The organism is Arthrobacter sp. AZCC_0090 (assembly GCF_014207375.1).
Classification (GTDB): Bacteria; Actinomycetota; Actinomycetes; order Actinomycetales; family Micrococcaceae; genus Arthrobacter.
The window spans coordinates 284,291-309,174 of sequence record NZ_JACHEE010000001.1; the positions used below are offsets into that span (position 1 = coordinate 284,291).

At 62.3% G+C, this 24,884-nt stretch carries 22 protein-coding genes; 15 read left to right on the forward strand and 7 right to left on the reverse strand.

From position 1 onward, the window contains the following. Position 1 precedes the first annotated feature (1 nt). The gene (locus HNP00_RS01370; protein ID WP_184735105.1) at positions 2-778 is read left to right on the forward strand and encodes a 16S rRNA (uracil(1498)-N(3))-methyltransferase; all 777 of its coding nucleotides are present in this window, start codon (positions 2-4) and stop codon (positions 776-778) included. A gap of 71 nt (positions 779-849) precedes the next feature. On the opposite strand, the gene HNP00_RS01375 is transcribed toward HNP00_RS01370, so the two are convergent. Further along, on the reverse strand, positions 850-1,755 hold the full coding sequence (locus tag HNP00_RS01375; RefSeq protein ID WP_184735107.1) for a GerMN domain-containing protein: 906 nt from the start codon (positions 1,753-1,755) through the stop codon (positions 850-852). Positions 1,756-2,160: 405 nt separating this feature from the next. Here HNP00_RS01375 and HNP00_RS01380 point away from each other — a divergent pair, with 405 nt between their 5' ends. The 5 genes from HNP00_RS01380 to HNP00_RS01400 all read left to right on the forward strand — a co-directional run bounded on the left by HNP00_RS01380 (position 2,161) and on the right by HNP00_RS01400 (position 7,647). Continuing rightward, positions 2,161-3,249: a PhoH family protein gene (locus tag HNP00_RS01380; RefSeq protein ID WP_184735109.1), complete on the forward strand. Its 1,089-nt coding sequence runs from the start codon at positions 2,161-2,163 to the stop codon at positions 3,247-3,249. Next, positions 3,246-3,719: an rRNA maturation RNase YbeY gene (gene ybeY, locus HNP00_RS01385; RefSeq protein WP_184735111.1), complete on the forward strand. Its 474-nt coding sequence runs from the start codon at positions 3,246-3,248 to the stop codon at positions 3,717-3,719. Before HNP00_RS01380 ends, ybeY begins: the two co-directional genes overlap by 4 nt. After that, on the forward strand, positions 3,716-5,047 hold the full coding sequence (locus tag HNP00_RS01390; RefSeq protein ID WP_184735113.1) for a hemolysin family protein: 1,332 nt from the start codon (positions 3,716-3,718) through the stop codon (positions 5,045-5,047). The genes ybeY and HNP00_RS01390 overlap by 4 nt, the downstream gene beginning before the upstream one ends. Beyond that, positions 5,031-5,993 (forward strand): GTPase Era, encoded by a 963-nt coding sequence (gene era, locus HNP00_RS01395; protein WP_184735115.1) that lies wholly within the window; start codon positions 5,031-5,033, stop codon positions 5,991-5,993. The genes HNP00_RS01390 and era overlap by 17 nt, the downstream gene beginning before the upstream one ends. Before the next feature lie 73 nt (positions 5,994-6,066). Further along, positions 6,067-7,647, forward strand: coding sequence for an LCP family protein (locus HNP00_RS01400; RefSeq protein ID WP_184735117.1), 1,581 nt, complete (start codon positions 6,067-6,069; stop codon positions 7,645-7,647). A gap of 69 nt (positions 7,648-7,716) precedes the next feature. Here the strand turns inward: HNP00_RS01400 and HNP00_RS01405 are convergent, their stop codons facing one another. Beyond that, positions 7,717-9,669, reverse strand: a complete 1,953-nt coding sequence (locus HNP00_RS01405) for a M13-type metalloendopeptidase (protein WP_184735119.1) — start codon at positions 9,667-9,669, stop codon at positions 7,717-7,719. 250 nt (positions 9,670-9,919) lie between these two features. Here HNP00_RS01405 and leuA point away from each other — a divergent pair, with 250 nt between their 5' ends. From leuA to HNP00_RS01420, 3 genes are all read left to right on the forward strand, one after another. Next, the gene (leuA, locus tag HNP00_RS01410) at positions 9,920-11,659 is read left to right on the forward strand and encodes a 2-isopropylmalate synthase (protein ID WP_184735121.1); all 1,740 of its coding nucleotides are present in this window, start codon (positions 9,920-9,922) and stop codon (positions 11,657-11,659) included. An 84-nt stretch (positions 11,660-11,743) separates the two neighbouring features. Continuing rightward, entirely contained in the window at positions 11,744-12,499 is a 756-nt protein-coding gene (gene recO / locus HNP00_RS01415) for a DNA repair protein RecO (RefSeq protein ID WP_184735123.1), read from the forward strand. 2 nt (positions 12,500-12,501) lie between these two features. Then, entirely contained in the window at positions 12,502-13,320 is an 819-nt protein-coding gene (locus HNP00_RS01420; RefSeq protein ID WP_184735125.1) for an isoprenyl transferase, read from the forward strand. A gap of 55 nt (positions 13,321-13,375) precedes the next feature. Here the strand turns inward: HNP00_RS01420 and HNP00_RS01425 are convergent, their stop codons facing one another. The 3 genes from HNP00_RS01425 to HNP00_RS01435 are packed head-to-tail and all read right to left on the reverse strand — an operon-like array spanning position 13,376 to position 17,184. Continuing rightward, positions 13,376-14,449 (reverse strand): alpha/beta hydrolase, encoded by a 1,074-nt coding sequence (locus tag HNP00_RS01425; RefSeq protein WP_184735127.1) that lies wholly within the window; start codon positions 14,447-14,449, stop codon positions 13,376-13,378. Further along, positions 14,446-15,492, reverse strand: a complete 1,047-nt coding sequence (locus HNP00_RS01430; protein WP_184735129.1) for an alpha/beta hydrolase — start codon at positions 15,490-15,492, stop codon at positions 14,446-14,448. Before HNP00_RS01430 ends, HNP00_RS01425 begins: the two co-directional genes overlap by 4 nt. Before the next feature lie 9 nt (positions 15,493-15,501). After that, complete coding sequence (locus HNP00_RS01435; RefSeq protein WP_184735131.1) at positions 15,502-17,184, reverse strand: FAD-binding dehydrogenase; 1,683 nt, start codon at positions 17,182-17,184, stop codon at positions 15,502-15,504. 68 nt (positions 17,185-17,252) lie between these two features. On the opposite strand from HNP00_RS01435, the gene HNP00_RS01440 reads away from it, so the two are divergent. After that, positions 17,253-18,320, forward strand: coding sequence for a quinone-dependent dihydroorotate dehydrogenase (locus HNP00_RS01440; protein WP_184735133.1), 1,068 nt, complete (start codon positions 17,253-17,255; stop codon positions 18,318-18,320). Positions 18,321-18,421: 101 nt separating this feature from the next. On the opposite strand, the gene HNP00_RS01445 is transcribed toward HNP00_RS01440, so the two are convergent. Then, on the reverse strand, positions 18,422-19,021 hold the full coding sequence (locus HNP00_RS01445) for a DUF3043 domain-containing protein (RefSeq protein ID WP_184735135.1): 600 nt from the start codon (positions 19,019-19,021) through the stop codon (positions 18,422-18,424). 121 nt (positions 19,022-19,142) lie between these two features. On the opposite strand from HNP00_RS01445, the gene HNP00_RS01450 reads away from it, so the two are divergent. From HNP00_RS01450 to HNP00_RS01470, 5 genes are all read left to right on the forward strand, one after another. Beyond that, positions 19,143-20,570 carry a dipeptidase gene (locus tag HNP00_RS01450; protein WP_184735137.1) on the forward strand — a complete coding sequence of 476 codons (1,428 nt, stop codon included), beginning with the start codon at positions 19,143-19,145 and terminating at the stop codon, positions 20,568-20,570. Between the two features lie 204 nt (positions 20,571-20,774). Then, on the forward strand, positions 20,775-21,161 hold the full coding sequence (locus HNP00_RS01455) for an iron-sulfur cluster assembly accessory protein (RefSeq protein WP_059390004.1): 387 nt from the start codon (positions 20,775-20,777) through the stop codon (positions 21,159-21,161). 183 nt (positions 21,162-21,344) lie between these two features. Continuing rightward, complete coding sequence (gene coxB / locus HNP00_RS01460; RefSeq protein WP_184735139.1) at positions 21,345-22,217, forward strand: cytochrome c oxidase subunit II; 873 nt, start codon at positions 21,345-21,347, stop codon at positions 22,215-22,217. Between the two features lie 10 nt (positions 22,218-22,227). After that, positions 22,228-23,946: a cytochrome c oxidase subunit I gene (ctaD, locus tag HNP00_RS01465; RefSeq protein ID WP_184735142.1), complete on the forward strand. Its 1,719-nt coding sequence runs from the start codon at positions 22,228-22,230 to the stop codon at positions 23,944-23,946. Next, positions 23,943-24,344, forward strand: a complete 402-nt coding sequence (locus HNP00_RS01470; RefSeq protein WP_184735144.1) for a cytochrome c oxidase subunit 4 — start codon at positions 23,943-23,945, stop codon at positions 24,342-24,344. The genes ctaD and HNP00_RS01470 overlap by 4 nt, the downstream gene beginning before the upstream one ends. Before the next feature lie 114 nt (positions 24,345-24,458). Here the strand turns inward: HNP00_RS01470 and HNP00_RS01475 are convergent, their stop codons facing one another. Further along, positions 24,459-24,752, reverse strand: a complete 294-nt coding sequence (locus HNP00_RS01475; protein WP_184735146.1) for an HPr family phosphocarrier protein — start codon at positions 24,750-24,752, stop codon at positions 24,459-24,461. Positions 24,753-24,884: the final 132 nt, after the last annotated feature.

Genomic DNA, 24,884 nt, shown 5'->3' on the forward strand with positions numbered 1-24,884 from the left:
GGTGAGCAACCCCGTATTTTTCACGGCCGCCGGAACGCTTGACGGGCTCGGGCCGGGCGACATCTTCGTGCTCGATGGCGCTGAGGCAAGGCACGCTATCACTGTCAAGCGTTTAGAAGTCGGTGAGGCGGTCGACATAGCCGACGGCGCCGGAAAGCGGCTTACCGGAACAGTGGCCGCGTCCAGCCAGGGAAACCTTGAAGTTGTTGCCTCCGATGTCTTGGAGGAGCGCCAGCCGATGGTTCGTCTCGTTTTGGTCCAGGCCCTGGCCAAGGGCGACCGCGATGAGCTCGCCGTCGAGACGGCTACGGAACTCGGAATCGACGCGGTGGTCCCATGGCAGGCGGAACGTTCCATTGTCCGTTGGAAGGGGGAGCGGGCCGCCAAAGCCCATGCGAAGTGGCAATCGGTGGCCACCGCAGCCGCCAAACAGGCGCGGCGCGCGTGGATTCCCGAGGTGCGTGCCGCCGTCGACGGCTCCGGTTTGGCGGCGGCCGTTGCCGCTGCTGATCTGGCGATCATCCTGCACGAGGACGCAAAACGCCCGCTGCGGGAGGTCCTGGAGTGGTGGCAGGATCAGCTTTCCGACGGGGATTCCGGAGCTACGCGCGAGGTCCTGCTCATCGTGGGGCCGGAGGGCGGCATTTCGCCGCGCGAAGTGACCAAGCTGAGCGACGCCGGTGCTGTCACCGCTCTCTTGGGGCACCACGTCCTTCGCTCATCGACGGCGGGCCCGGCCGCCGTCGTACTGGCCAGTGACATATTGGGCCGCTGGTAGGAAAGCTGCTGGCGCGGCGCAATTGCCCGCGTCGCCGAGCCCGTCGCGTAACACGAGGCGCACGTACCCGGTCAGCGGACGTTGAAGGAACGGGTATCCGTGGAGAGGTCGTTGTCGTTGGGACCCACTATGGAAACGCGCAATTCGTAGCGTCCCGCTCCGAGGCCCACAGTAAAGGTGAAAGCACCGCCTTGTCCCGGCACGGTCAACGCGGTGGTCTGACCCGACAGGTACGATGTCTTCTCGCCGCTTGAGTTCTCGCGGAGGATCTGCCAATGCAGTTTCTTCGAGGGGTCCGTGCTGCGCCCATTGAACTTGACTGGACCGGCAGGCAGAGTCAGATCCTCCTGCGGGTCAATGATCCAGACAGGTGCCACCATAGTCGCGTCCCGGACCATCGGATCACCCAGCTTGACCTGACCGAACGCCATGTAGTCCGTGTGCCCGTCTACCAGGATGGTCACCTTGATCAGCTGTCCGGAGTCGATCAAGCCTGAACTCGCCGCAGCGGCAGTGGCGGTGTAAACGAGTTGCTGGACCGCTCGCTGCGCCATTCCGGCGTCGAGGTTGGAATTGAACGCGTCGCGGGAGATGTCGACCGTGACCACGTTCTTTCCGGAAATCGAGGTCGCAAGGTTGCTCGGATTTTGCCATGGCGTGAAGAAATCGTGATCCAACGGCTTCTGGGACATCATGATTCGCAGCGCGGTGGTGATGGGGTTCTCGTTACCTGGGTTGTCACGGAATTCGCGGTACAGGAAGATATCCGTGTCGCTTCGTCCGATCCAGTACACCGGAATCTTGTTTGACGCCTGAGTTGTCTCAAGCGGCGCATTGGTAGCGGGTGCCGCCTGCAGGGCGGCGGTCGGGTTGGGGAGCGGCGTCGTCGATGCCTGTTCCGAACGGTCGGCAACACAACCCGAAAGAAACAAGGCAGCCGTCAGCGCGGTCACAAGCATGGCGGAACGTCTCCGCATGCGTGTGTCCTGTGGAATGCCGGCTGGCCTGGTAATAGTTGGAATCCTGCTCGTGTTCGGCCCGCTGTCAGGCGGGGAGTCATGCGCCCGCGGACCGGACGCAGGGCATTTTTGCCCATAAATCAGCTTGTCATAGTCCCTGCCGCGCTGACTGGCGTTTCGATACCCGGGCGGGCAACTGCAATGCTATTGATACGAGGTCGATGCGGAGTTGATACAAAAGACGTTGGAATTGGCGGCCTGCGGCCCTGCCGCGGGATTGTCTGGAACCATGCCGGACAATGGCTAGCGTAGGATTGAAAGCAATCCGAGGCCCGCGATCCTGCGCCCATCCAGCGAACGGACATCGGAGTAAATCGATGGACATCACCAAGCCGGAGGAGCACAGGCCACAAGGCCAGCACTATGACAGAATCATTGAACGGGCGGCCCAGGGCCGGCAGTGTTGACACAGGTCCGGCCGAGTTTCCGCACTCAGTCCCAGGCGCCCGCACGGAAGTTGTTGTCTTCGACAACTCTGATCAGATGGTTCAGACCCTTGGCAGCCATGACGAGGCACTGCGCTACATCGAAGCCCAGTTCCCCGGCGTCGACTTTCATGTGCGTGGCAACGAACTTTCCTTCAGCGGTCCGTCCGGCGATGTTCCCCGGATCATGCGACTCCTGGAAGAAGTCCGCGGCTTGGTCGGCAAGGGGACCGTTATCACCCCGGACGTGCTCCAGCAGCTCGTTTCCTTGTTGCGCAGCCAGTCCCTTCAGAATCCCGTGGAAGTGCTGACCCACAACATTCTTTCCAGTCGCGGACGCACCATTCGCCCCAAAACGCTGAACCAGAAGAGCTACGTTGACGCCATAGACGACAACACGGTGATCTTCGGGATCGGCCCGGCGGGCACCGGTAAGACGTACCTGGCAATGGCCAAGGCAGTGCAGGCACTCCAGCTCAAGGAAGTCAGCCGCATCATCCTCACCCGGCCCGCCGTCGAGGCGGGGGAGCGCCTCGGCTTTTTGCCGGGAACGCTGAGCGACAAGATCGATCCATATTTGCGTCCTTTGTACGACGCCTTGCACGACATGATGGACCCCGAGTCGATCCCGCGCCTCATGGCTGCCGGAACAATTGAGGTGGCGCCGCTTGCCTACATGCGCGGCCGCACGCTCAACGATGCATTCATCATCCTCGATGAGGCCCAGAACACCACTGCGGAACAGATGAAGATGTTCCTCACGCGGCTTGGTTTTGGTTCCAAGATGGTCGTCACGGGGGACATCACCCAGGTGGACTTGCCCTTCGGCGCCACGTCGGGCCTGCGTATCGTCCAGGAAATCCTCACTGGGATCGACGGCGTGAACTTTACGATGTTGGACGCTTCCGACGTCGTCAGGCACCGGCTGGTCGCGGATATTGTGTCCGCTTACAGCATTTGGGACGAAAAGCACCGGGTGCGTGCACAGCACGCGGCCGCGCACGACAAGCGGGGAGAACGCAGATGAGCATCGAGGTCAACAACGAGTCCGGAGTCCAGGTGGACGAGGCACAATTGGTGACGCTTTCGCGTTTCGTCTTTGAACGGCTCTACATCCACCCCCAGGCTGAACTTTCCATCCTCCTGGTGGACGAACCTGCCATGGAAAAGCTCCACATCGAGCTCATGGACGAGCCGGGGGCAACCGATGTCCTCTCGGTTCCCATGGATGAGCTGACGCCGGGAACACCGGGTAAGCCGACGCCGCAGGGCATGCTGGGCGACATTGCCATCTGCCCGCAAGTGGCCGAGGCCCAAGCGCGCAACGCCGGTCATTCAACCCAGGATGAAATGCTCCTGCTGTGTACGCACGGAATCCTCCACCTCCTCGGTTTCGATCACGCTGAGCCGGAAGAGAAGGCGGAAATGTTCGGCCTCCAGCGTGAGCTGCTGTCCGCGTTCCTCGGCAAGGACGCCCCCATGGAGACCATGCAGTGACCTCACTCATCCTGGTCGGCATGGCGTTGGTGTTCCTCAGCTTCGTCGCCTTGCTGACTGCGGCGGAGGCTGCCTTTACCTTCCTGCCGCGGCATGGGGCAGAACAAGCCATCGTCAAGAGCCGAGGGAATTCGCTTCGTAGTATCCTCGCCCAACCTATCGCCCACATACGCGCTCTGCGCTTCTGGCGGGTCTGGTTCGAGATGGCGGCAGCAGTGGCTGTCGCTGTGGTCATGCACAGTCTCCTCGACAACGTTTGGCTTGCCGGACTGGCAGCGACGGGCATCATGGCCGTCATCGGTTTCGTGTTGGTGGGCGTCTCGCCTCGTCAACTTGGGCGCGCCCACTCAGGCGGCGTGGTCCGCTTCTCAGCCCCGCTCATCAGGTTCCTGTGCTGGGTCCTGGGGCCCATTCCGGGCTGGCTCGTAGCGATCGGAAGCACGGTAGCCCCTGGTGCTCCGAGCGGCGATGAAGCGTTCTTCAGCGAGGAAGAATTCCGTGAGCTCGTCGACAGGGCAACGGAATCGGACATGATTGAGGACAGCGAGGCCGAACTCATTCAGTCGGTCTTCGACTTCGGCGACACCTTGGTCCGCTCGGTGATGGTCCCTCGAACCGACATTGTGAGCATCGAGTCGGGATCCAGCCTGGAGCAGGCCATGGCCCTTTTCCTGCGCTCCGGCTATTCAAGGATCCCCGTTATCGGTGAGAACGCAGATCAGATCCGCGGCATTCTCTACCTGAAGGACGTCGCCGCCGCAATGCACCGTCCGGAACAACCTTCCGTACGCCCCGATGTGGACGCGATAGCCCGGGAGGCCCGTTTCGTTCCGGAATCGAAGCCTGTCAGCGACCTCCTCAGCGAGCTTCAGCAAGAATCCACGCACGTGGCTGTGGTCATTGACGAATACGGTGGCACGGCGGGACTGGTGACGCTGGAGGACCTCATTGAGGAAATCGTGGGCGAGATCGTGGACGAGTACGACTCCACTGATGCGGAGGTCACCGACCTGGGTGATGGTACCTTCCGTGTCAGTTCACGGATGAGCATCGACGACCTCGGCGAGCTTTTCGACATTGACCTCGACGACGACGAGGTGGACACCGTGGGCGGGCTCCTGGCCAAGACCTTGGGCAAAGTGCCTATTGTAGGCAGCGCAGTAGCGGTGGACGGGATCTCCCTCAAAGCCGATAGGCTGGAAGGCCGGCGAAACCGGGTCAGCCATGTCATTGCGGCAGCCATTCCAAAAGAAGACACTGACCTTGAAGACCTTCTCGACGAGGCCGACACAACGCAACAGGGAGTTCCACGTGAGCAAGCACAATAAGAAGTTCGACGCCGATCAGGACTTCGGCGGCTTCCACGCGGGTTTCTCGGTTCTTGTGGGCCGTCCGAATGCCGGCAAGTCGACCCTCACGAACGCTTTGGTTGGTCAAAAAGTGGCCATCACCTCGGCAAAGCCGCAGACCACACGGCACACGATCCGCGGCATTGTCCATCGTGAAGACGCCCAGCTCGTCCTCGTGGACACACCGGGTTTACACCGCCCGCGCACCCTGCTTGGCAAGCGGCTCAACGATCTCGTGGCGGACACCCTTTCCGAAGTGGATGCCATTGGTTTTTGTTTGCCGGCCAACGAGAAAATCGGCCCGGGCGACAAATACATCGCTGCGCAGTTAGCTGCCGTCGGACGCAAGCCCGTCATCGCGATTGTCACCAAGACCGACCTCGTGGACCGTCAGGCCCTGACCGAACAGCTCCTTGCAGTCGCGGCACTGGGCCGCGAGGTGCTCGGCGAGCAAGGCTGGGCGGACATCGTTCCCGTCTCCGCAACCGACGGCTTTCAGGTCAATACCGTTGCCGACGTCCTCATTGGCCACATGCCCTCTTCGCCGCCTCTCTACCCGGACGGTGAACTCACGGATGAACCTGAGGCTGTCATGGTTGCCGAACTCATTCGCGAAGCCGCATTGGAAGGTGTCCGGGACGAGCTTCCACACTCCCTGGCTGTGGTCGTGGAGGAAATCCTGCCCCGCGAAGGCCGGTCCGAAGACAATCCACTCCTTGATGTGCGGGTCAATCTCTACGTTGAGCGCCCGTCCCAAAAAGCCATCATCATCGGTAAGGCCGGAAGCCGCTTGCGGGAGGTTGGAACCAACGCCCGTAAGGGGATCGAAGCCCTTCTGGGAACCAAGATCTACCTCGACCTGCACGTCAAGGTGGCCAAGGATTGGCAGCGCGATCCGAAGCAACTCGTAAAGCTGGGATTCTAGCCGCTGGGGATTTCCCAGTTTGGGCCCGTAAAATGGCCCGAATCCCATTTTTCGAGGAAAGGTTTAGCGCATAGTGCGACGTCGCGATGCACGCGTACAGGAGCCCGGCACCCTTGGTGCGCACGGCGCTGCACGCCACGGGGAAGCCCGCAGCACCCCCCGCCACATGAATGCTCCCAAGGGACTCCCGCTCTGGCTCAAGATCACCTCAGTGTCGGTGTCTGTGCTGCTCGTTGCGGGCATCGCGTTCGCCGCTTATTGGGTCATCCGGTTGCAGTCGAACATTAGCAAGGCACCTTTGACGGCAGGAGCCACGAGAACCGAGGCCGCGGCCAACGATGCCACGGACCGCTTGCAGATCCTCATTCTTGGTTCCGACACCCGGGACGGGAAAAACTCGCAATATGGTTCCGCTCAGGACTCCGCAGGCTACGGCCAGTCAGATGTGATGATGCTTCTGGACATTTCTGCGGACAACAAGAGGGTGAGCCTCACCAGCTTTCCCCGTGATCTCTTGGTAAATGTCCCGAAGTGCACTGACCCCAAAACCAACACCGTTTACGAGGCCCACAACAACGTCATGATCAACTCAGCCATGGCTGAGGCCGGCATCGGTTGCGCGGTGGACACCGTGAACAAGCTCACCGGGTTGGAGATTGACCATTTCATGATGGCTGACTTCAATGCCGTCAAGGAACTGTCCAAGGCTGTGGGCGGAGTCGACGTATGCGTGAGCGATGCTGTCTTCGACCCCGATTCCGGGCTTCGGCTCCCCAAGGGGACCTCGAAAGTCGAAGGCGAGCAGGCCTTGGCCTTCTTGCGGACCCGCCACGGTTTTGGTGATGGAAGCGACCTCGGGCGCATCCAGGCACAGCAGGGGTTCCTTTCCTCGCTGACCCGCAAAGTCAAGGCTGATGGCACGCTCAGCAATCCGCAGAGCCTGCTTTCGATCGCCGACGTCGTCACGAAGAACCTCACCGTGGATGACGGCTTGGCCTCCGTCCAGTCGCTCCTGACGATCGGGACCCGACTCAAAGACATTGACTTGTCCAAGGTGGCCTTCGTTTCGGTCCCCACCCAGCCCGCCGCCGTCGACATCAACCGGCTCGAACTGGTCCAACCGCAGGCCACGCAGTTGTTTTCTGCCATGCGAGCGAACCTGGACCTGACCAACCCGGGCGCGACGGCAGCTCCGTCTCCGAGCGCTTCGCCTGCTCCGACGACGGCACCCTCGTCCGGGGCTGCAGCGCCGGCTCCCAGTTCTCCTGCCGCCCCCGCCTACAACAAGGCGCTCCAAGCAGTGACTGTAGCCGACGGTTCGGGCGTCGCGTCGCGAGGCCAGGAACTCACTGCCGCGCTCATTGGCGGCGGTTTCACCAAAGCCGGCCATTTCTTGGCCGCGTCTGCATCCAAGACGGTCGTCTACTACGGGACCGGATATGCCGACGTTGCGCCGGACGTTGCCAACCTGCTGGGCATTCCCGCAGCACAAATCGAGCCGTCTCCGGGCATCGTCGGAGTCCAGGTATACGTGGGCACCGACTTCACGACGGGAACAAAATTTGGAATGGTTTCCGTTCCGGCCGACGTCGTCAAGCAGACCGCAGGCGACGTAAAGTGCCAGACCGTCAATCCCTACCTCATCACCCAGTAGCCAAGCACGAAAGCGAAGGGAGCGGGGACCACAGCCTGTGGTTCCCGCTCCCTTCGTTTGTGTCGCTAGTTACCAAATACTGACGCGGTCCTCCGGTGACAACCACATCCCGTCCCCGGCTTCGACGGCGAACGCCTCGTGGAATGAGTCCAGGTTTTTGGCGATGGCGTTCGTGCGGAACTCGTTGGGGGAGTGCGGGTCCGTAGCGACGCGCCGGATGGCTTCCTCGGGCCGGATGACTTGGCGCCAGCCCGCAGCCCAAGACATGAAGAAGCGCTGCTGGCCGCTGAGGCCCTCCAAGACGGGTGGTTCCGCACCGTCAAGGCTCAGAAGGTATGCCTTGTATGCGATGGTCAGGCCTCCCAGGTCGCCGATGTTTTCGCCCAGCGTGAGCTTCCCGTTGACCTTATGCTCGGGAGCCGCATACGGCGCAAGGGCGTCGAATTGGGCCACGAGCTTGGCCGCCAGTCTTTCGAAGGCCGTGCGGTCTTCCTCGCTCCACCAGTTCCGCAGCGCGCCGGTCCCATCAAACTTGGAGCCCTGATCGTCGAAACCATGGCCGATCTCATGTCCGATGATGGCACCGATTCCGCCGTAGTTGACGGCGTCGTCAGCCTCCGCCGTGAAGAAGGGCGGCTGCAGGATGGCAGCGGGGAAAACAATCTCGTTCAGCATCGGGTGGTAGTAGGCGTTGACAGTCTGCGGGGTCATGAGCCACTTGTTCAAATCAACCGGCTTACCGATCTCATCAAGATGGCGGTCGACGTCGGCGTCATGCGCCCGCTCGACGTTCCCCAGCAGATCAGTCGGGTCAATGTCGACCGCGGAGTAGTCGATCCACTTATCCGGGAACCCAATCTTGGGCCGGAAGGCCTCGAGCTTCTTCAGGGCTTCCACCTTGGTGTCTTCGCCCATCCAATCGAGGTCAGTGATGCTCTGGCGGTACGCCCCGATCAGTTTGGCAACCAGCGTCTGCATCCTCGCCTTGTAACCCTCGGGGAAGTGGCGCTCCACATAGATCTGTCCTACCGCCTCTCCGAGGCCGGCTTCGACGACGGCGACTCCACGCTTCCAGCGGTCCTTGTTCTGCGGAGTGCCGCTGAGGGTGGTGCCATAGAAATCGAAGTTTGCATCAACGAAGGCTGACGACAGATAGGGGGCGGCAGCATTGAGCACCCGCAAAGCCAACCATTCCTGCCAGGTGGCAAGAGGCTCGGACTCGACAAGGGCGGCCGCACCGGTGAAGAAATCGGGCGTGCTCACCACCAGCTCGGTGAATTTGTCGCCCTCAATCCGTGCGGCGTCGAACCATGCGTCCAAGAGGGGGAACAGTTCCCGCCCTTCATCCGCAGTCTTGAGGTTGTAGGTCTTCTGAGGGTCCCGGAGGGTCACGTTGTCCCAGTGGTGCGAGGCCAGGGCCTTCTCGAAGGCGACGATGCGCGCCGCCGCTGCGTCGGCGTCGGGAATGCCTGCCAGGCGGAAGAGTTTGGCGACGTACTTGCCATAAGCACTGACGATCGGCTCGAACTTCTCGTCCCGGTAGTAGGATTCGTCGGGAAGCCCCAGGCCGCCCTGGCCGATGTACAACACGATCCGGTCCGGGTTCCCGGCGTCGGGCGCAGGGTAGATGGAGAAAAGGCCGGAAACATCGGAGCGGAACAGCCGCCCTGTCAGGGCAACAACCTCTGCGGGCGAAGCGGTGGCAAAGACCTCATCGATCCGGGCGCGGATGGGTTCCATGCCTTTGGCCTCTGTGGCATCCTCGTCCATGAAGCTGTTGTAGAGCTCACCGACTTTGCGCTCGATTCCACTCGCGTCCTCGCCCTTTGCGGCCGCCTCTTCGATGATCGCTTTGACTGCCAACTCAGCGCCATCGCGCAGTGCAGTGAAGGTTCCCTCCAGCGCACGGTCGTCCGGAATGACGGTCGACTTCAGCCACGCGCCATTGACGTGCTGGTAGAGGTCGTCCTGCGGCCGAACGCCTTCATCGATGTTGGACAGTGTGATCCCCGACTGTGGCACAAGAACTCCTTCGGACGACGAGCGGATCCGGCTCACCACCGTAACCGCGTCTGCATAGTGGACGTTGCTTCAGGTATTGCATTGCCATCATACGCACCCGTGTTACTGTGAAATGGTGCGTGCAGGAATGCTTCTCCTTAGCTGCCGCGGCGGGGCCTCGAAAGCGAATTTTCGCTAGGCCAACCCTCGCTGCGGAGTTAGCTGTGCCCGGCCAATCTTCCTTCAAGATTAAGAGAAAAGGCCCCGAATCATGCGCAACGCACAAAAGCCCTCCGGAATGCCCATTCACCGGTACCTGCCCTTCCAGGACCAGATCAACGTGGAGTTGCCGGACCGCACCTGGCCGGACAAGGTCATCACCAAAGCCCCGCGCTGGTGCGCCGTGGACCTGCGGGACGGAAACCAGGCCCTGATCGACCCCATGAGCCCGGCACGCAAGCTGAAAATGTTCCAGCTGTTGGTGAAGATGGGCTACAAGGAAATCGAAGTCGGGTTCCCGTCTGCTTCGCAGACCGACTTCGACTTCGTGCGGCAGCTCATCGAAGGTGGCCACATTCCGGATGACGTTTCCATCCAGGTCCTGACCCAGGCGCGCGAACACCTCATCGAGCGTACGTACGAGTCCCTCGTGGGCGCCAAGCAGGCCATCGTCCACCTGTACAACTCCACGTCGGTTCTCCAGCGCCGCGTCGTGTTCAACCAGGACGAAGACGGGATCCTGGATATTGCCCTCCAGGGTGCGCGGTTGTGCAAGAAGTACGAGGAAACCCTCACGGACACCCATATCACCTACGAGTATTCGCCGGAGTCCTTCACCGGAACCGAGCTCGAGTACGCAGCGCGGGTTTGCAACGCTATTGCTGACGTTTTCGAAGCGTCCGCGGACAAGCAAGTCATCATCAACCTGCCTGCCACCGTGGAAATGGCCACACCCAATGTTTACGCCGATTCCATTGAATGGATGCACCGGAACCTGCATCCCCGTGACGGCATCATCATCTCCCTCCACCCGCACAACGATCGCGGCACGGGTGTCGCCGCAGCCGAGCTGGGCTACCTGGCAGGCGCCGATCGCATCGAAGGCTGCTTGTTCGGCAACGGCGAGCGTACCGGCAACGTGGACCTTGTCACCCTGGGCCTGAACATGTTCGTCCAAGGCGTCGATCCGATGATCGACTTCTCGGACATCGACGAGGTCCGTCGGACGGTGGAGTACTGCAACCAGCTGCCCGTCCCCGAACGCTCCCCGTACGGTGGCGATCTCGTGTTCACGGCATTCTCCGGTTCACACCAGGACGCCATCAAAAAGGGGTTCGAAGCCCTCGAAAAAGAAGCCGCCGCAGCTGGGAAGGCCGTGGACGACTTCACCTGGCAGGTTCCGTACCTGCCGATTGATCCCAAGGACCTGGGCCGCAGCTACGAGGCCGTCATCCGCGTCAATTCCCAGTCCGGCAAGGGCGGTGTGGCGTACTTGCTCAAGAACGAGCACAGCCTGGACCTGCCGCGCCGGGCACAGATCGAATTCTCCGGCGTCATCCAGCACCGCACCGACACCGTGGGCGGCGAGGTCAGCGGGGCCCAGCTGTGGGCGATGTTCCAGGACGAATACCTTCCGGCTACCACCGCCGATGGCCAGTGGGGACGCTACTCTCTGGGCTCCATCCGCACCGAGACCGATGAATCCGGCGAGCTGACCCTGCACGCAGCCCTTCGCGTGGACGGCACCGTGGTTCAGCGGACCGGCAAGGGCAACGGCCCTATCGCCGCGCTGCTGGACATCCTGCGTGAAGACGGCGTAGACGTCCGCGTCCTGGACTATTCGGAACATGCGTTGTCCGAGGGCGGCAGCGCCAGTGCGGCAGCATATGTCGAATGCGCCGTCGGCGAACGGGTCCTCTGGGGTGTCGGTATCGATCCCAACACAAGCACCGCAGCACTCAAGGCAGTCATCTCCGCCGTCAACCGCGCCATCAGGGCCGTGCGGGCATAGCCATTTTGCCGTGCGGTGCCGTCAACACGGCGCCGCACGGCTGCGCCGCACTCGAGAACGCCCGGTGTGGTGCGAAGATTAACTGTGGCCAATCCTTCCTCGTTCGCAGCGCGGTCCTATCGGGACGACGCGGTGGTGTTGCGCACCCACAAGCTGGGCGAAGCCGACCGCATCATCACTTTGCTGACGAAGCACCACGGCCAGGTTCGCGCGGTGGCAAAGGGGGTCCGGAGGACCACTAGCCGGTTCGGGGCACGGCTGGAACCCTTCATGGTGGCTGACCTCCAACTTGTCTCCGGCCGCACCCTGGACATTGTCACCCAGGCTGTCGCGAAGGGAGCCTACGGGAGCTCGATCGCTGCCGACTACACGCGGTACACCGTCGCAGCGGCCATGACGGAAACGGCAGAAAAGCTGACAGACGCCGACGCCGATTCGGGAACCTCGCAGTACAACCTCCTGGTGGGGGCTCTTGCCTCATTGAGCCGTTCCGACCACCCGCCGGAACTCATTCTTGACTCGTACCTCCTTCGCGCTTTGGCCACCGGCGGTTGGGCGCCGAGTTTCACGGACTGTGCCCGTTGCGGGGCGGCCGGTCCGCACACTGCTTTCTCGGCTCCCTTGGGCGGAATGATCTGCAATGACTGCCGCCCTCCTGGTTCACCGGCGCCCGCACCCGAGACCGTGGTCCTGTTGGGCGCACTGCTGACGGGGGACTGGGCCACCGCGGACGTGTCCGAGAGCTTGCATCGCCGCGAGGCAGCCGGCTTGGTGGCGAGCTACCTCCAATGGCATCTTGAACGAGCATTGAAATCCCTCAAACATGTGGAGCGAAGCTGACAGTGGCACTGGGAAAAAAGAAGACATCAACTGCGCGGAAGACTCCAGTGAAGGCCCCGTACCACCATCCTTCGGGGGCCAGGCCGCCCGCCATACCGTCAGAACTGGTGCCCCAGCACGTGGCCATCGTGATGGATGGCAACGGCCGCTGGGCAAACCAACGCGGCCTGCCGCGCATCGAGGGCCACAAGGCCGGGGAACCGGCACTGCTGGATGTGATGGCCGGCGCGATCGAACTTGGCATCAAGTACGTGAGTGTCTACGCCTTCTCCACCGAAAACTGGCGCCGTTCTCCTGAAGAAGTACGTTTTCTCATGGGATTTAACAAGGATGTGCTACGCCGGCAGCGCAACCAGCTCGACGAGTGGGGTGTGCGGATTCGCTGGGCCGGCCGACGGCCTAGGCTATGGGGTTCCGTGATCAAGGAACTTGAGGAAGCCGAGGAATACACTCGCAGCAACGACACGTGCACGCTAACTATGTGTGTTAACTACGGCGGCCGCGCCGAAATCGCCGACGCCGTCGCGGCGATTGCCCAGGATGTTGCCGATGGTCGCCTAAAACCAGGCTCGGTCACCGAGAAGACCATCCAAAAGTACCTGGACGAACCGGATCTCCCGGACGTCGACCTGTTCCTGCGCAGTTCCGGTGAGCAGCGGCTGTCCAACTTCCTTTTGTGGCAATCGGCCTACGCGGAGTTCGTCTTCATGGACACGCTGTGGCCCGACGTCGACCGCAGGACCTTGTGGGACGCCGTCGAGATCTATGCCAAACGGGACCGCCGCTACGGCGGCGCGGTGGACGCTGCCGCACCTCGTTGACCCGGCACTCGGGTTAACACATATGCGCTAAATCACGTGCACTGGCAAATCCCGGTCAGTCCGGATAGGAAGCCAACCAGATAGCGACGTCCCTGTAAGCCTGTTGCCGGACCGTACGCCGTGAGAGGAACACGTCATGGAGGGCGCCAGGATAGCGGAACACCGCTGTCCGCCGTCCAAGTCCCAAGGCCCGGCGGGCAGTCTGCTCAACATCGATCACGGCGTCGACACGCATGAGTTCCGCGCTCCATTCGGCCTGGATCCGGGTGCGCCCGGAAAGCAGCACAAGCACCGGAGCGTCGATATTGAGTCTGCGTTCGACGGCGGCGTGGCCCGCCAGGACCGCTTTGGTCCACCCTGCGCGTATTGGGAAAGAAGCTCGAGGTCGCCACTCGGGGTCGAGGGTCCATTCCCCGTGGGCCAGATTGCTGACGCTCTCCCAGTAGGCCGGCATCTCCGGGAAACGGAAAGGCCGCTTGGGGTCGGTACGCGCAAACGGTTCCACGACGTGCATCGCGATGCTGCGGATCAAGCTGCTGCCCTGAAGTTCCAGCCAGGGGGAGTTCAGCGTCAGCGTGGCAATGCGGCCGGGGTTGCGATCAGCCCACAGGGACGCAATCAGGCCGCCCAGGGAGTGTGCCACTAGGTGAAGGGTGGGCACCTCCGAATTACCGGTCCGCTCAGCAACGTCCCGGTGTATTGCATGCAATGCGGCGTCGAGGTCTTCGTCATAGACCGACAGGTCGGTGGTGTAGCCGGGAGTCTGGCCCGGCCGCAGGCTCCGCCCGAACTTGCGCAGGTCAAGGGCATAGAAATGAAATCCCGAGGCACCCAGGAAATCTGCCAGTTCGGTCTGCATGAAGTAGTCGGCCCAGCCGTGGATATACAGCACCACCCTTGGCGGGCCCTCCGTGGCGGGAACTTCCCGCCGGCGTCGGCGTCTGGTGAAGGCCGTCAAGGCGTCAAGAAGGCCGTGGGGCACCGACTGGGCGGCCGCTGGACGGACGTGCCGGACCAGGGTGGCCCAAACAGGCCCTTCTTCGTCTGGTGGAAGTTCCAGTTCCAAGGCTTCGAAACCGGGGCCCAAATAGTCTTGTTGCCATACGGGCAACCCCAGCTCCGTGGTCATGGCATTCCCCCTGGGTCTCCAAGCTTGTGGTTTGCCGAGTAGTCCGGGCCCGGCCCACTGGAAATGTATCCGTGAATCCAGCGCGCAAGCCGGGCGTAGGCATCGGCGCGCACCGGGCCGGCTGAAAGGAACACATCGTGCAGGCCGCCGTCCACCCGTTCCAACGTGACGGTGCGGCCAAGAGTCATTGCGCGGACAGCCATGGTGTTGACGTCCAGGACTGCGTCCGAACGCCTCATGGACTCCTGCCAGATCATGCCGTTCGCGCTCGCTCCGGAGATCAGAACGAGGATGGGAATGTCTATTCTCAGCCCGCGGGCCACCTTCGTGTGTCCGCTGAGGACCGCGCTCAGCCACCCTGCCCGCATGGGGAAGGCCAAAGGTGGGCGGTATTTGTCGTCGAGGAGCCATTCGCCCTCGGCTGAGCTGCTGATGCTGCGGTAATAGAAGCCGCGTTCAGGCAGGCGAAGGATTGTCTTGGGCCGGAACCGCGCGAGCGGTTTCACCATGGTCTGGGCCGCGCGGCGGACGATCGAGCTTCCATGCATTTCAAGCCACGGGCTGTTGAGTACCAAAAATTGAACCGAGCCCGGGTGGCGGCTGACCCACAAGGCGGCCACGAGGCCTCCCGTGGAATGTCCCATGAGAGTCAACGCACGGGGCACCTCCTCGAGGGGCTCCCCGGACCGGATCATGTCGATGGCTTTGCCGATCTCGGCGTCGTAGTCGTCTAGATGCTCCACGTATCCACCCGGGGTGTCCGCCTGCAGGCTGCGGCCGTGGTTGTGCATGTCAAGTGCAAAGAAGCGGAAGCCTTGTCCGGTCCAAAACTCCGCTAGGGCGACGTTGAAAAAGTAGTCGCTCCAACCGTGCAGGAAAAGGACGGAACCGTTGGCGGCCGGTGGGGGATTGCCAGTCCTCTCCGCGCCCTGTTGAGGGACGTGGCGGACCAGTGTTGCACGGCGGACCACCCCATCAGGGCCTGCCGCCTCGAATGCGCAACTTTCGAAGTCCGCGCCGAGGATGTCGGTTTGCCACTCCATGGGAACAGCTTAGACACTCGCTGCGGCATCGCGTCCTGCTGCACGCCCGGAGAACAGGCAGCCGCCAAGGAAGGTTCCTTCCAATGCGCGGTAGCCGTGGATTCCGCCGCCGCCGAAGCCAGCAGCCTCTCCCGCGGCGTACAGGCCCGGGACTGGCGCTCCGGAACCGTCAAGGACTCGTGAACGAAGGTCCGTCTGAAGTCCTCCAAGGCTCTTCCGCGTCAGCACGGAGAGCCGGACGGCCAGAAGTGGTCCGTGCTTCAGGTCGGTGAGCCGATGCGGAGGGACCACACGCATGATGTTGTCGGTGGCGAAACGCCGGGCCGCCCGGATAGCGGCCAGCTGCGGATCCTTGCCCAGCCCGCTCGCCACTTGCAGGTCCCGAGCGTGGATGAGTGAATTGAGCTGCACGGGATCTATCAGCGCTGAACCCGTCAGAGCATTCATTTTCGCCGCGAGCCCGGCGGCTGTTTCCGCCTGCAGGAAATCCACGCCACGGTCCAGGAAGGCCCGCAGTGGGGAATCACTGCCAGGATTGAGCCGGGAGGCGAGGAGCCGGATGTCTTTGCCCGTGAGATCCGGGTTCTGTTCCGAGCCTGACAGGGCGAATTCCTTCAGCGCGATCGTGCGATTGCAGACGAACCACGAATGTTCGTGTCCGCTCGCCAGGATATGCCTGAGGGCGCCCAAGGAATCGAATCCTGGAAACAGTGGGGCAGGCAGTTGGCGCCCCTTGGCGTCAATCCACAACGACGACGGACCGGGCAGAATGCGGATGCCATGCATGGGCCAGACGGGGGAGTGGTTGTGGATGCCTTCGGGGTAGTGCCACATACGGTCGCCATTGATGAGCCCTCCGCCAGCGGCAGCGGCGGCCTGGAGGAAATCACCGTCGACCGATGCAGGTACTCCGCTCAGCATCCGTTCTGGCGCAATACCCTCGGGCCATTGCCTCCGCACCGTCGCATGGTTCCCACCGATTCCGCCGGTGGTGACGATGACCGCTCCGGCCGTCGCCGCAAAGTGCCCGACGACGGTGCGCGACGACGCTTCACCGCGTCCGGCGTCGGACGCCTCAAGAATCTCGCCGCGGGCCCCGGTGACGCGGCCCGCCGTCGTCGTTAGTTCGGTGGCGCGATGCCGGAAGTGGAGGGATATCCTTCCGTGCGCCGCGCCTTCGTTGACCTCTGCCAGGAACGGTTGCACGAGGCCGGGGCCGGTGCCCCAGGTGACGTGGAACCGCGGGACCGTGTTGCCATGGCCTTGGGGGCCGTAGCCGCCCCGTTCGGCCCACTGCACCAGCGGAAAGAGCCGCACGCCAAGGGACTTCAGCCACCGGCGCTTCTCACCGGCGGCAAAATCCACGTAGGCTTCCGCCCAAAGCCGGGCCCAGGAGTCCTGCGGCCGGTCAAAGGCTGCGGACGCCAACCAGTCACTCAAGGCGAGTTCGGGGCTGTCCCTGACGCCCAGCCTTCGCTGTTCAGGAGAGTTGACCAGGAACAGTCCACCGAAAGACCAATGCGCCTGGCCACCCACGGAGGCCTCGGGCTCTTGGTCCAGCACGGCAACCCGCTTGCCCTGGGCGTAGGCCTGGGCCGCCGCCACCAGTCCTGACAGTCCCGCGCCAATAACGACGACCTCGGCCTCAATAATCGCCTTGGAGTGAACTCCATCACCTGGATTGCTTGGCATTCGTACATGCTACCGTCCGGTAACCGCTCGGGTTTGGTGCGCGACCCGTAAACCGGAAAACTAGGAACATGCGCGTTTACCCCACATTCTTCAAGCTGGCCTTCTCCTGGATGGATGCCGAAAAAGCCCACAAGATCGGCTTCCAGGCGATCCGTTTTGCACACCGCTCGGGAGCGGGGCGCGTTCTGGCCAAAATGACGGCACCACACCCCTCGCTGCGCACGGAAGCCTTCGGCCTGACCTTCCCCTCGCCGTTCGGCCTCGCCGCCGGCTTCGACAAGGAAGGCCACGGAATCGAAGCCCTCGCCGAATTGGGCTTCGGGCATGTGGAAGTAGGCACCATCACGGGCCAGGCTCAGCCCGGCAATGAGAAGCCACGGCTTTTCCGCCTGATCGAGGACAAGGCCGTGATCAACCGCATGGGCTTCAACAACGACGGCGCAGCTGCCGTCGCCCCGCGGCTCAAGGCTGCGCGGGCGGCACTGCAGCGGACGCATTCGGGCGTTCGTCCCGTGATCGGAGTCAACATCGGCAAGACCAAGGTTGTTGAGCTCGACGACGCGGTTGAGGACTATTTGGTCAGCGCCCGCAGCCTGGCACCCGCAGCCGACTACCTGGTAGTCAATGTCAGCTCGCCCAACACCCCGGGACTGCGCCTGCTCCAGAACGTCGAAACGCTTCGCCCCCTCCTGCGCACCGTCGGAGATGCCGCAGACGAATCCGCCGGCCGCCATGTACCGCTGTTGGTCAAGATCGCGCCGGACCTCAGCGACGACGACATTGACGACGTCGCCCGCCTCGCCTTGGACCTCAAGCTCGACGGGATCATTGCGACAAACACCACCATCGGCCGGGAAGGCCTGGTGTCCGAGCCGGGCAAGGTGGAGGCCTGCGGCGCCGGTGGGCTCTCCGGCGCGCCCCTCAAGGAGCGCTCGCTCGAAGTGCTGCGGCGGCTGAAGGCCGCGGTAGGAGAGGGTCTGGTGCTCGTCGCCGTCGGCGGGGTGCAGTCGGCGGCCGACGTCCAGGAAAGGCTCGACGCCGGAGCAACCCTCGTGCAGGGCTACACGGCATTCCTCTACGAAGGTCCGTTCTGGGCCGCCGGTATCAACAAGGCGCTTGCCAAGCAACGCCGCTAGCCAGGCACGTCGCTGACCGAGTGCGGAAGAGCAGAACGACCCTGGAACAGCTGTTCCAGGGTCTTTCTGCTTAGTCGGACTGTCCTTGGTGGTTTGCGGCCCTAGGAGGGGTACTGGCCACGCTCGACCTGCGGCTTTGGAAGTCGCAGACGGCGGAACTGCAGGGATCGCATGCTGCCGTACCAGACGGTGCCTCGCTCGACGTCGCCGAACTTCTGCGTCAGGCCCTTGCGCAGCTTGCGGGACAGGATGAATACGTCCGCGAAGACCGCCAGGAACATCACCCAGAATCCGATCAGGATATAGCTGAGGGCGTCGCTTCCTGAAGGAATGATGAAGGAGATGACCACGAACAGCAGGGCACCGAACATCAAGTACTCACCCAAGCTGAAACGGGCATCGACGTAGTCGCGGGCGAAGCGCTTTTGGGGTCCCTTGTCGCGCAGCGGGAGGTATTTTTCATCACCGGTGTCCAGTGCCTGGCGCATTTTTTGGCGCTGGTCCTGCACGGCGATGCGCTCGGCCTCCTTGGAGGCCTTACGGTCTGTTGGCACCAGGGGGCGCTTCCGTGCCGCTTCCTGTTCCTTGCGCTTGGGTGTGGGTGCGCCCTTACCAGCACCTGCACCTTTCGCGGCGGCATCGGCGGCAAGCTGGTCTACTGAGTCTTGAGCGCTCGGCTCATCCTTTTTACGTCCAAACACCCCTACAGAATACCCCGCAGGACCCCTCCCGAAGTCGACGTCACGTGCGGCCGCGTGAATGAACCCGCCACACCGTCCACACCTGTTCCCCAGCATCACTCCCACCGGTAGTGTTTTCGCCATGACTTCAATGAATGCGGAGATCCCGCAGGCCCTTTCCGGCGGCTCCGGCACGATCAATGTCGACGCGCTTAGGACCGCCGTCGAGTCTTCTTTTGACGAGACCATGGCGCGTCTGAAAGCGCTCGTCGCCATTCCGGGGATTGCCTGGCCTAGTTTTGACCCGGCGGAGCTTGACAGGAGCGCGGAGGCCGTTGCGGCACTGGTCCGCGAGTCAGGTTTCGCCGACGTCCAGATTCTGCGCTGCGACAAGACCGACGGCACCCCGGGCGGACCTGCGATTGTGGCGCGGCGCGTTGCCGCTCCGGGCAAAGCGACGATCCTGTTGTACGCACACCACGATGTGCAGCCGCCGGGCGACGTAAGCCTTTGGGACACCGAGCCGTTCGTGGCCCAGGAACGTGATGGCCGCCTTTATGGCCGTGGCGCAGCCGACGACAAAGCGGGAATCATGGCCCACTTGGGAGCGTACGCCGCCGTAACCCAGGTGCTGCGAGATGATTTCGGTCTCGGCGTCACGCTGTTCTTCGAGGGCGAGGAAGAAGCGGGTTCGCCAACCTTCCGCACTTTCCTCGAAACACATCGCGATCTCCTCGAAGCGAACGTCATCGTCGTGGCTGACTCCAGCAATTGGAAGGTCGGCGTCCCAGCCCTGACAACCAGTCTCCGTGGCTTGGTGGACGGCACCTTCGAGGTGCGGGTCCTCGACCACGCCGTGCACTCCGGCATGTTCGGTGGTCCAGTATTGGATGCGCCGACTCTCTTGTCCCGCCTGATCGCGACCTTGCACGACGACGACGGCAACGTGGCCATCGAGGGCTTGGTTGCCAAGGACGACGTCGTAGAGGACGTTGACGAGGAACAATACCGTGCGGATGCCTCTGTGCTTGATGGAGTGCGGCTTGCCGGCAGCGGGAGCATCGCCTCACGCCTATGGACTAAGCCTGCCTTGTCCATCATCGGTATCGATGCGCCCGCCGTCGACGTCGCGTCCAATACGCTCCTCCCCTCCGCGCGGGCGAAGTTCAGCCTGCGCTTGGCGCCCGGACAAGATCCGGATGCCGCCATGGACGCAATGGGAAGGCACCTTGCGGCCCACGCGCCGTTTGGAGCGAAAGTGACGTTCGTGCCGGGGGAGCGGGGCAACGCCTTCTCTACCGACACCGGCTCGGCTGCTGCGCGGATCGCGATGTGGGCGCTGGGTGAATCCTGGGGGGTGCCCGCCGTTGAGATGGGGATCGGTGGTTCCATACCGTTCATCGCGGATCTGACGGAAACCTACCCCGATGTCCAGATCCTGGTGACGGGGGTCGAGGACCCGGATTCCCGGGCCCACAGCGCCAACGAATCACTTCACATAGGTGACTTCCGCAACGCAGTCCTGGCCGAGGCACTGATGCTGGCCCGCCTGAACACGGAAGGCCTCTGACGCTCCACATCCCTCAGGTGTCCCTATGGACGACCAGGGAACAAGATCCACGGTCGGGAACAAGGTAAGGGTCCGGCCGGTTACGTTAGAAGTTATAGCTATGCGCCGGCTCGACGTAGCATGTAGCTATAACCCGCACGTATTTGGGTAAGGGCAGGCAGCGCGAAGGCGCAGCCGCCAAGAGCTTCATAAGAAGGTAGGCCAATGAGCACTGCAACCAACGAAAACAGCACCGGAGCGCAGCTCGCGGGCGGCGAGCTTCCCGAGCACGAGGTCAAGTTGACCGATGTCGCCGCCGGCAAGGTCCGGAGCCTTCTTGAACAAGAAGGTCGCACAGACCTGCGGCTCCGCGTCGCTGTTCAGCCGGGCGGCTGCTCGGGCCTGATCTACCAGCTCTACTTCGACGAGCGCCTGCTCGACGGCGATGCCGTCCGCGACTACGACGGCGTTGAAGTAGTTGTCGACAAGATGAGCGTGCCATACCTGAGCGGTGCCAGCATCGACTTCGAGGACACTATCTCGAAGCAGGGCTTTACCATCGACAACCCCAACGCCGGCGGGTCCTGTGCCTGCGGCGATTCGTTCCACTAACCCGGGCATTCGCAGACTGTTGGCCCAGTTCAGGAACGGGTTTCAATCCGCCCCGACGCACTGGGCCAGCATGTCGGCGAAAACCGCTCGGTAGCGGTAAGCTCTACATCGGGTAGTAAAACTTTAGTGTGCCCGGTGGGCCTTTGGCCTGCCGGGCTGCAGCAACAAGAGGAAGGGCCGTCTGTGAGTTCGCAGAACCGAACCGGCAGCCGACGCATAAAGATCACCTCGATCACTGGCTTGGCACTAGCCGGCGCGTTGGTTTTGACTGGATGTTCACCAGAGGTAGAGAAGGGCTGGTTGCCCACTGAACGTGGCACCACCAACCACACCGATCGGATCATGGACCTCTGGGTCAACTCATGGATCGCCGCCCTGGCCGTCGGCATTATTACTTGGGGCCTGCTGGTCTGGTGCATCATCGCCTACCGCCGCCGCAAGGGGACCACGGGTTTCCCGAAACAGCTTAGCTACAACCTCCCTCTGGAGGTCTTTTATTTGACCATTCCGCTGTTCATGGTCTTGGTGTTCTTCTACTTCACCGACCAGGACCAGCGTGCAATTGATGACCGCTCCCAGCCGGCCGACGTCGTCGTTGACGTCCGTGGCAAGCAGTGGGCCTGGGACTTCAACTACGTCAAAGGCTCGGTCGTCAGCGAGGACCTTCACGAAGCAGGCGTCCAGGCGCACCTCACAGGCAACAATGTGGACAAGGACAAGCTCCCCACGTTGTACCTTCCGGTCAACAAGTCGGTTGACCTGGAGCTGAACTCCCGTGACGTCATTCACTCTTTCTGGGTCCCCGCCTTCCTGCAGAAGCGCGACATGATTCCCGGCAAGACCAACTACATCAGGTTGACCCCCACCAAAGAGGGAACCTATGACGGCAAGTGCGCCGAACTTTGCGGTGAATACCACTCAGAGATGCTGTTCCGCGTGAAGGTCGTTTCCGAGGCTGAGTTCCAGGCTCACATGGATCAGCTTCGCCAGAGCGGCAACACCGGTCTTCTCGATTCGAAGTACGACCGCAACCCGAACCTGAACGAGAAGAATTAAGGGAAGCGACGTGGCTACTTACACTCAATCCGCCGGAGTCCTTGAGTCCCCGGTCGTTCCGAAATCCAAGGGACGCATTGTCGTCAACTGGATCACCTCCACGGACCACAAGACCATCGGGTACATGTACCTGATCGCGTCCTTTGTGTTCTTCTGCCTGGGCGGCGTCATGGCGCTGCTCATCCGTGCAGAGCTGTTCGAGCCCGGCATGCAGATCCTGCAGACCAAGGAACAGTACAATCAGCTCTTCACGATGCACGGCACCGTCATGCTCCTGATGTTTGCGACCCCGTTGTTCGCCGGCTTCGCCAACGTCATCATGCCGCTCCAGATCGGCGCCCCTGACGTTGCCTTCCCCCGACTGAACGCGCTGGCCTTCTGGTTCTTCCTCTTCGGCTCCACCATCGCCGTGTCCGGCTTCATCACCCCGCAGGGTGCGGCATCATTCGGCTGGTTCGCCTATGCGCCGTTGTCGAACACGACATTTACGCCGGGGGTCGGCGGCGATCTCTGGGTCTTCGGCCTCGCACTGTCCGGCTTCGGAACCATCCTGGGTGCCGTCAACTTCATCACCACGATCATCTGCATGCGCGCTCCGGGCATGACGATGTGGCGCATGCCGATCTTCACTTGGAACACGCTGGTCACTGCCATCTTGGTCCTCATGGCCTTCCCGCCGCTCGCCGCTGCGCTCTTCGCACTTGGTGCCGACCGCCGTTTCGGCGCCCACATCTTCGATCCGGAGAACGGCGGAGCTGTCCTCTGGCAGCACCTGTTCTGGTTCTTCGGCCACCCCGAGGTGTACATTATTGCCTTGCCGTTCTTCGGCATTGTTTCCGAGATCTTCCCGGTATTCAGCCGCAAACCGATCTTCGGCTACAAGGGTCTGGTCTACGCGACCATTGCCATTGCTGCTTTGTCGGTGACCGTGTGGGCCCACCACATGTATGTCACGGGATCCGTCCTGCTTCCGTTCTTCTCCTTCATGACGATGCTGATCGCGGTACCCACCGGCGTGAAGTTCTTCAACTGGATCGGAACACTGTGGCAAGGCTCGATTACCTTTGAAACGCCCATGCTCTGGAGCATCGGCTTCCTGGTCACCTTCCTCTTCGGTGGTCTGACCGGCATCATCCTGGCGTCTCCGCCGCTTGACTTCCACGTTTCGGACTCGTACTTCGTGGTGGCGCACTTCCACTACGTGGTCTTCGGGACGGTGGTGTTCGCCATGTTTGCGGGCTTCTACTTCTGGTGGCCCAAGTGGACCGGCAAGATGCTCAACGAACGCCTGGGCAAGATCCACTTCTGGCTTCTGTTCCTGGGTTTCCACGGCACCTTCCTCATCCAGCACTGGCTCGGCGTCGAGGGCATGCCCCGCCGTTACGCGGACTACATGCCGCAGGACAACTTCACCTGGATGAACCAGTTCTCCACGATTTCCTCCTTCGTCCTTGGTGCGTCGCTCCTGCCCTTCTTCTGGAACGTCTACATCACGTGGCGCAGCAACAAGAAGGTTGAAGTTGACGATCCCTGGGGCTTCGGCGCCTCGCTTGAGTGGGCTACGTCTTGCCCGCCGCCGCGGCACAACTTCACTTCGCTTCCCCGTATCCGTTCCGAGCGTCCGGCCCTGGATCTGCACCACCCGGAGCTCGCACAGCACCACACAGCACAGACGCCTGAGCCGGCAGCAACACTGCTCGGCAATGCTGATCAGAAGGACGCCAAGTGAAGATCGAATCATGGATTTTTGGAGCCGGGAGCTTCTTCTTCGTCCCGGTTGCGCTGGCCTACGGTTTCCTGACCCACTGGTCTGAGTGGGTTGGCACCCTGGGTATCCTCCTAGTTGGTGGCCTGGCCGGCATGATCGGCGCTTACCTCGGTTTCACCGGCAAGCGCGTCGGCATGCGTCCGGAAGACCGCCCTGACGCCGAGATCCACGAAGGCGCCGGTGAGCAGGGACACTTCAGCCCTTGGAGCTGGTGGCCGCTGGTCCTTGGCTTGGCTTGTGCTGGTGGCTTCCTTGGTCTCGCAGTTGGATTCTGGATTACGTTCGTCGCCGCTGGCCTGGCTCTCGTAGCCCTGGTTGGCTGGGTCTTTGAATACAGCCGCGGAGATCACGCACACTAGTAGTACCTGAAACAACGACGGCGGGCCCCACCTTGGTGGGGCCCGCCGTCGTTGTAGTGTCCGGATAGGCTCGCCGGCTACACCGTCCGAACCGAGTATCCCCGCTTGGTGGCTTCAGCGCCCTTCTACGGCCTCCAGGACGGCCGAAAGGGCCACCAGGGCATCGTTCACCTCTTCAAGGGTTCGACCAGCTGGCAGCGCTTCTCCAGGGACGGAGAGAACCACCTCGCAGCCATGGCCGAAGTCCTCGGTCATGACCTCAAGCAGGGACCTGGCATCGACCGCCTGCTGGCCGGGCTTCCGGATGGTCACCGGAAGGCCTGTGGCCGTCACTGCACGGACAAACACGGCGGCTGCCCGCGCATGGAGACCTATCTCTGCGGCGACGATGGCTTTGTGCTCGGGCAAACCGGCTCCTTTTGACTCGGACGGCCAAGATGCCGACTGCGATTTTGATCCCTACAAGCGTAGCGCCGCCACAGGAAGCCACCGTTCGCGATGTCCAGCTGGTCTAGACCTGCAGGGAGATTGGCCTACGCT

Excerpts from the sequence above, each read along its gene's own strand:
- HNP00_RS01375 (WP_184735107.1), bottom strand. The coding sequence starts at position 1,755 with ATGCGGAGACGTTCCGCCATGCTTGTGACCGCGCTGACGGCTGCCTTG.
- HNP00_RS01380 (WP_184735109.1), top strand. The coding sequence starts at position 2,161 with ATGACAGAATCATTGAACGGGCGGCCCAGGGCCGGCAGTGTTGACACA.
- ybeY (WP_184735111.1), top strand. The coding sequence starts at position 3,246 with ATGAGCATCGAGGTCAACAACGAGTCCGGAGTCCAGGTGGACGAGGCA.
- leuA (WP_184735121.1), top strand. The coding sequence starts at position 9,920 with ATGCGCAACGCACAAAAGCCCTCCGGAATGCCCATTCACCGGTACCTG.
- HNP00_RS01425 (WP_184735127.1), bottom strand. The coding sequence starts at position 14,449 with ATGACCACGGAGCTGGGGTTGCCCGTATGGCAACAAGACTATTTGGGC.
- HNP00_RS01430 (WP_184735129.1), bottom strand. The coding sequence starts at position 15,492 with ATGGAGTGGCAAACCGACATCCTCGGCGCGGACTTCGAAAGTTGCGCA.
- HNP00_RS01435 (WP_184735131.1), bottom strand. The coding sequence starts at position 17,184 with ATGCCAAGCAATCCAGGTGATGGAGTTCACTCCAAGGCGATTATTGAG.
- HNP00_RS01440 (WP_184735133.1), top strand. The coding sequence starts at position 17,253 with ATGCGCGTTTACCCCACATTCTTCAAGCTGGCCTTCTCCTGGATGGAT.
- HNP00_RS01450 (WP_184735137.1), top strand. The coding sequence starts at position 19,143 with ATGACTTCAATGAATGCGGAGATCCCGCAGGCCCTTTCCGGCGGCTCC.
- HNP00_RS01455 (WP_059390004.1), top strand. The coding sequence starts at position 20,775 with ATGAGCACTGCAACCAACGAAAACAGCACCGGAGCGCAGCTCGCGGGC.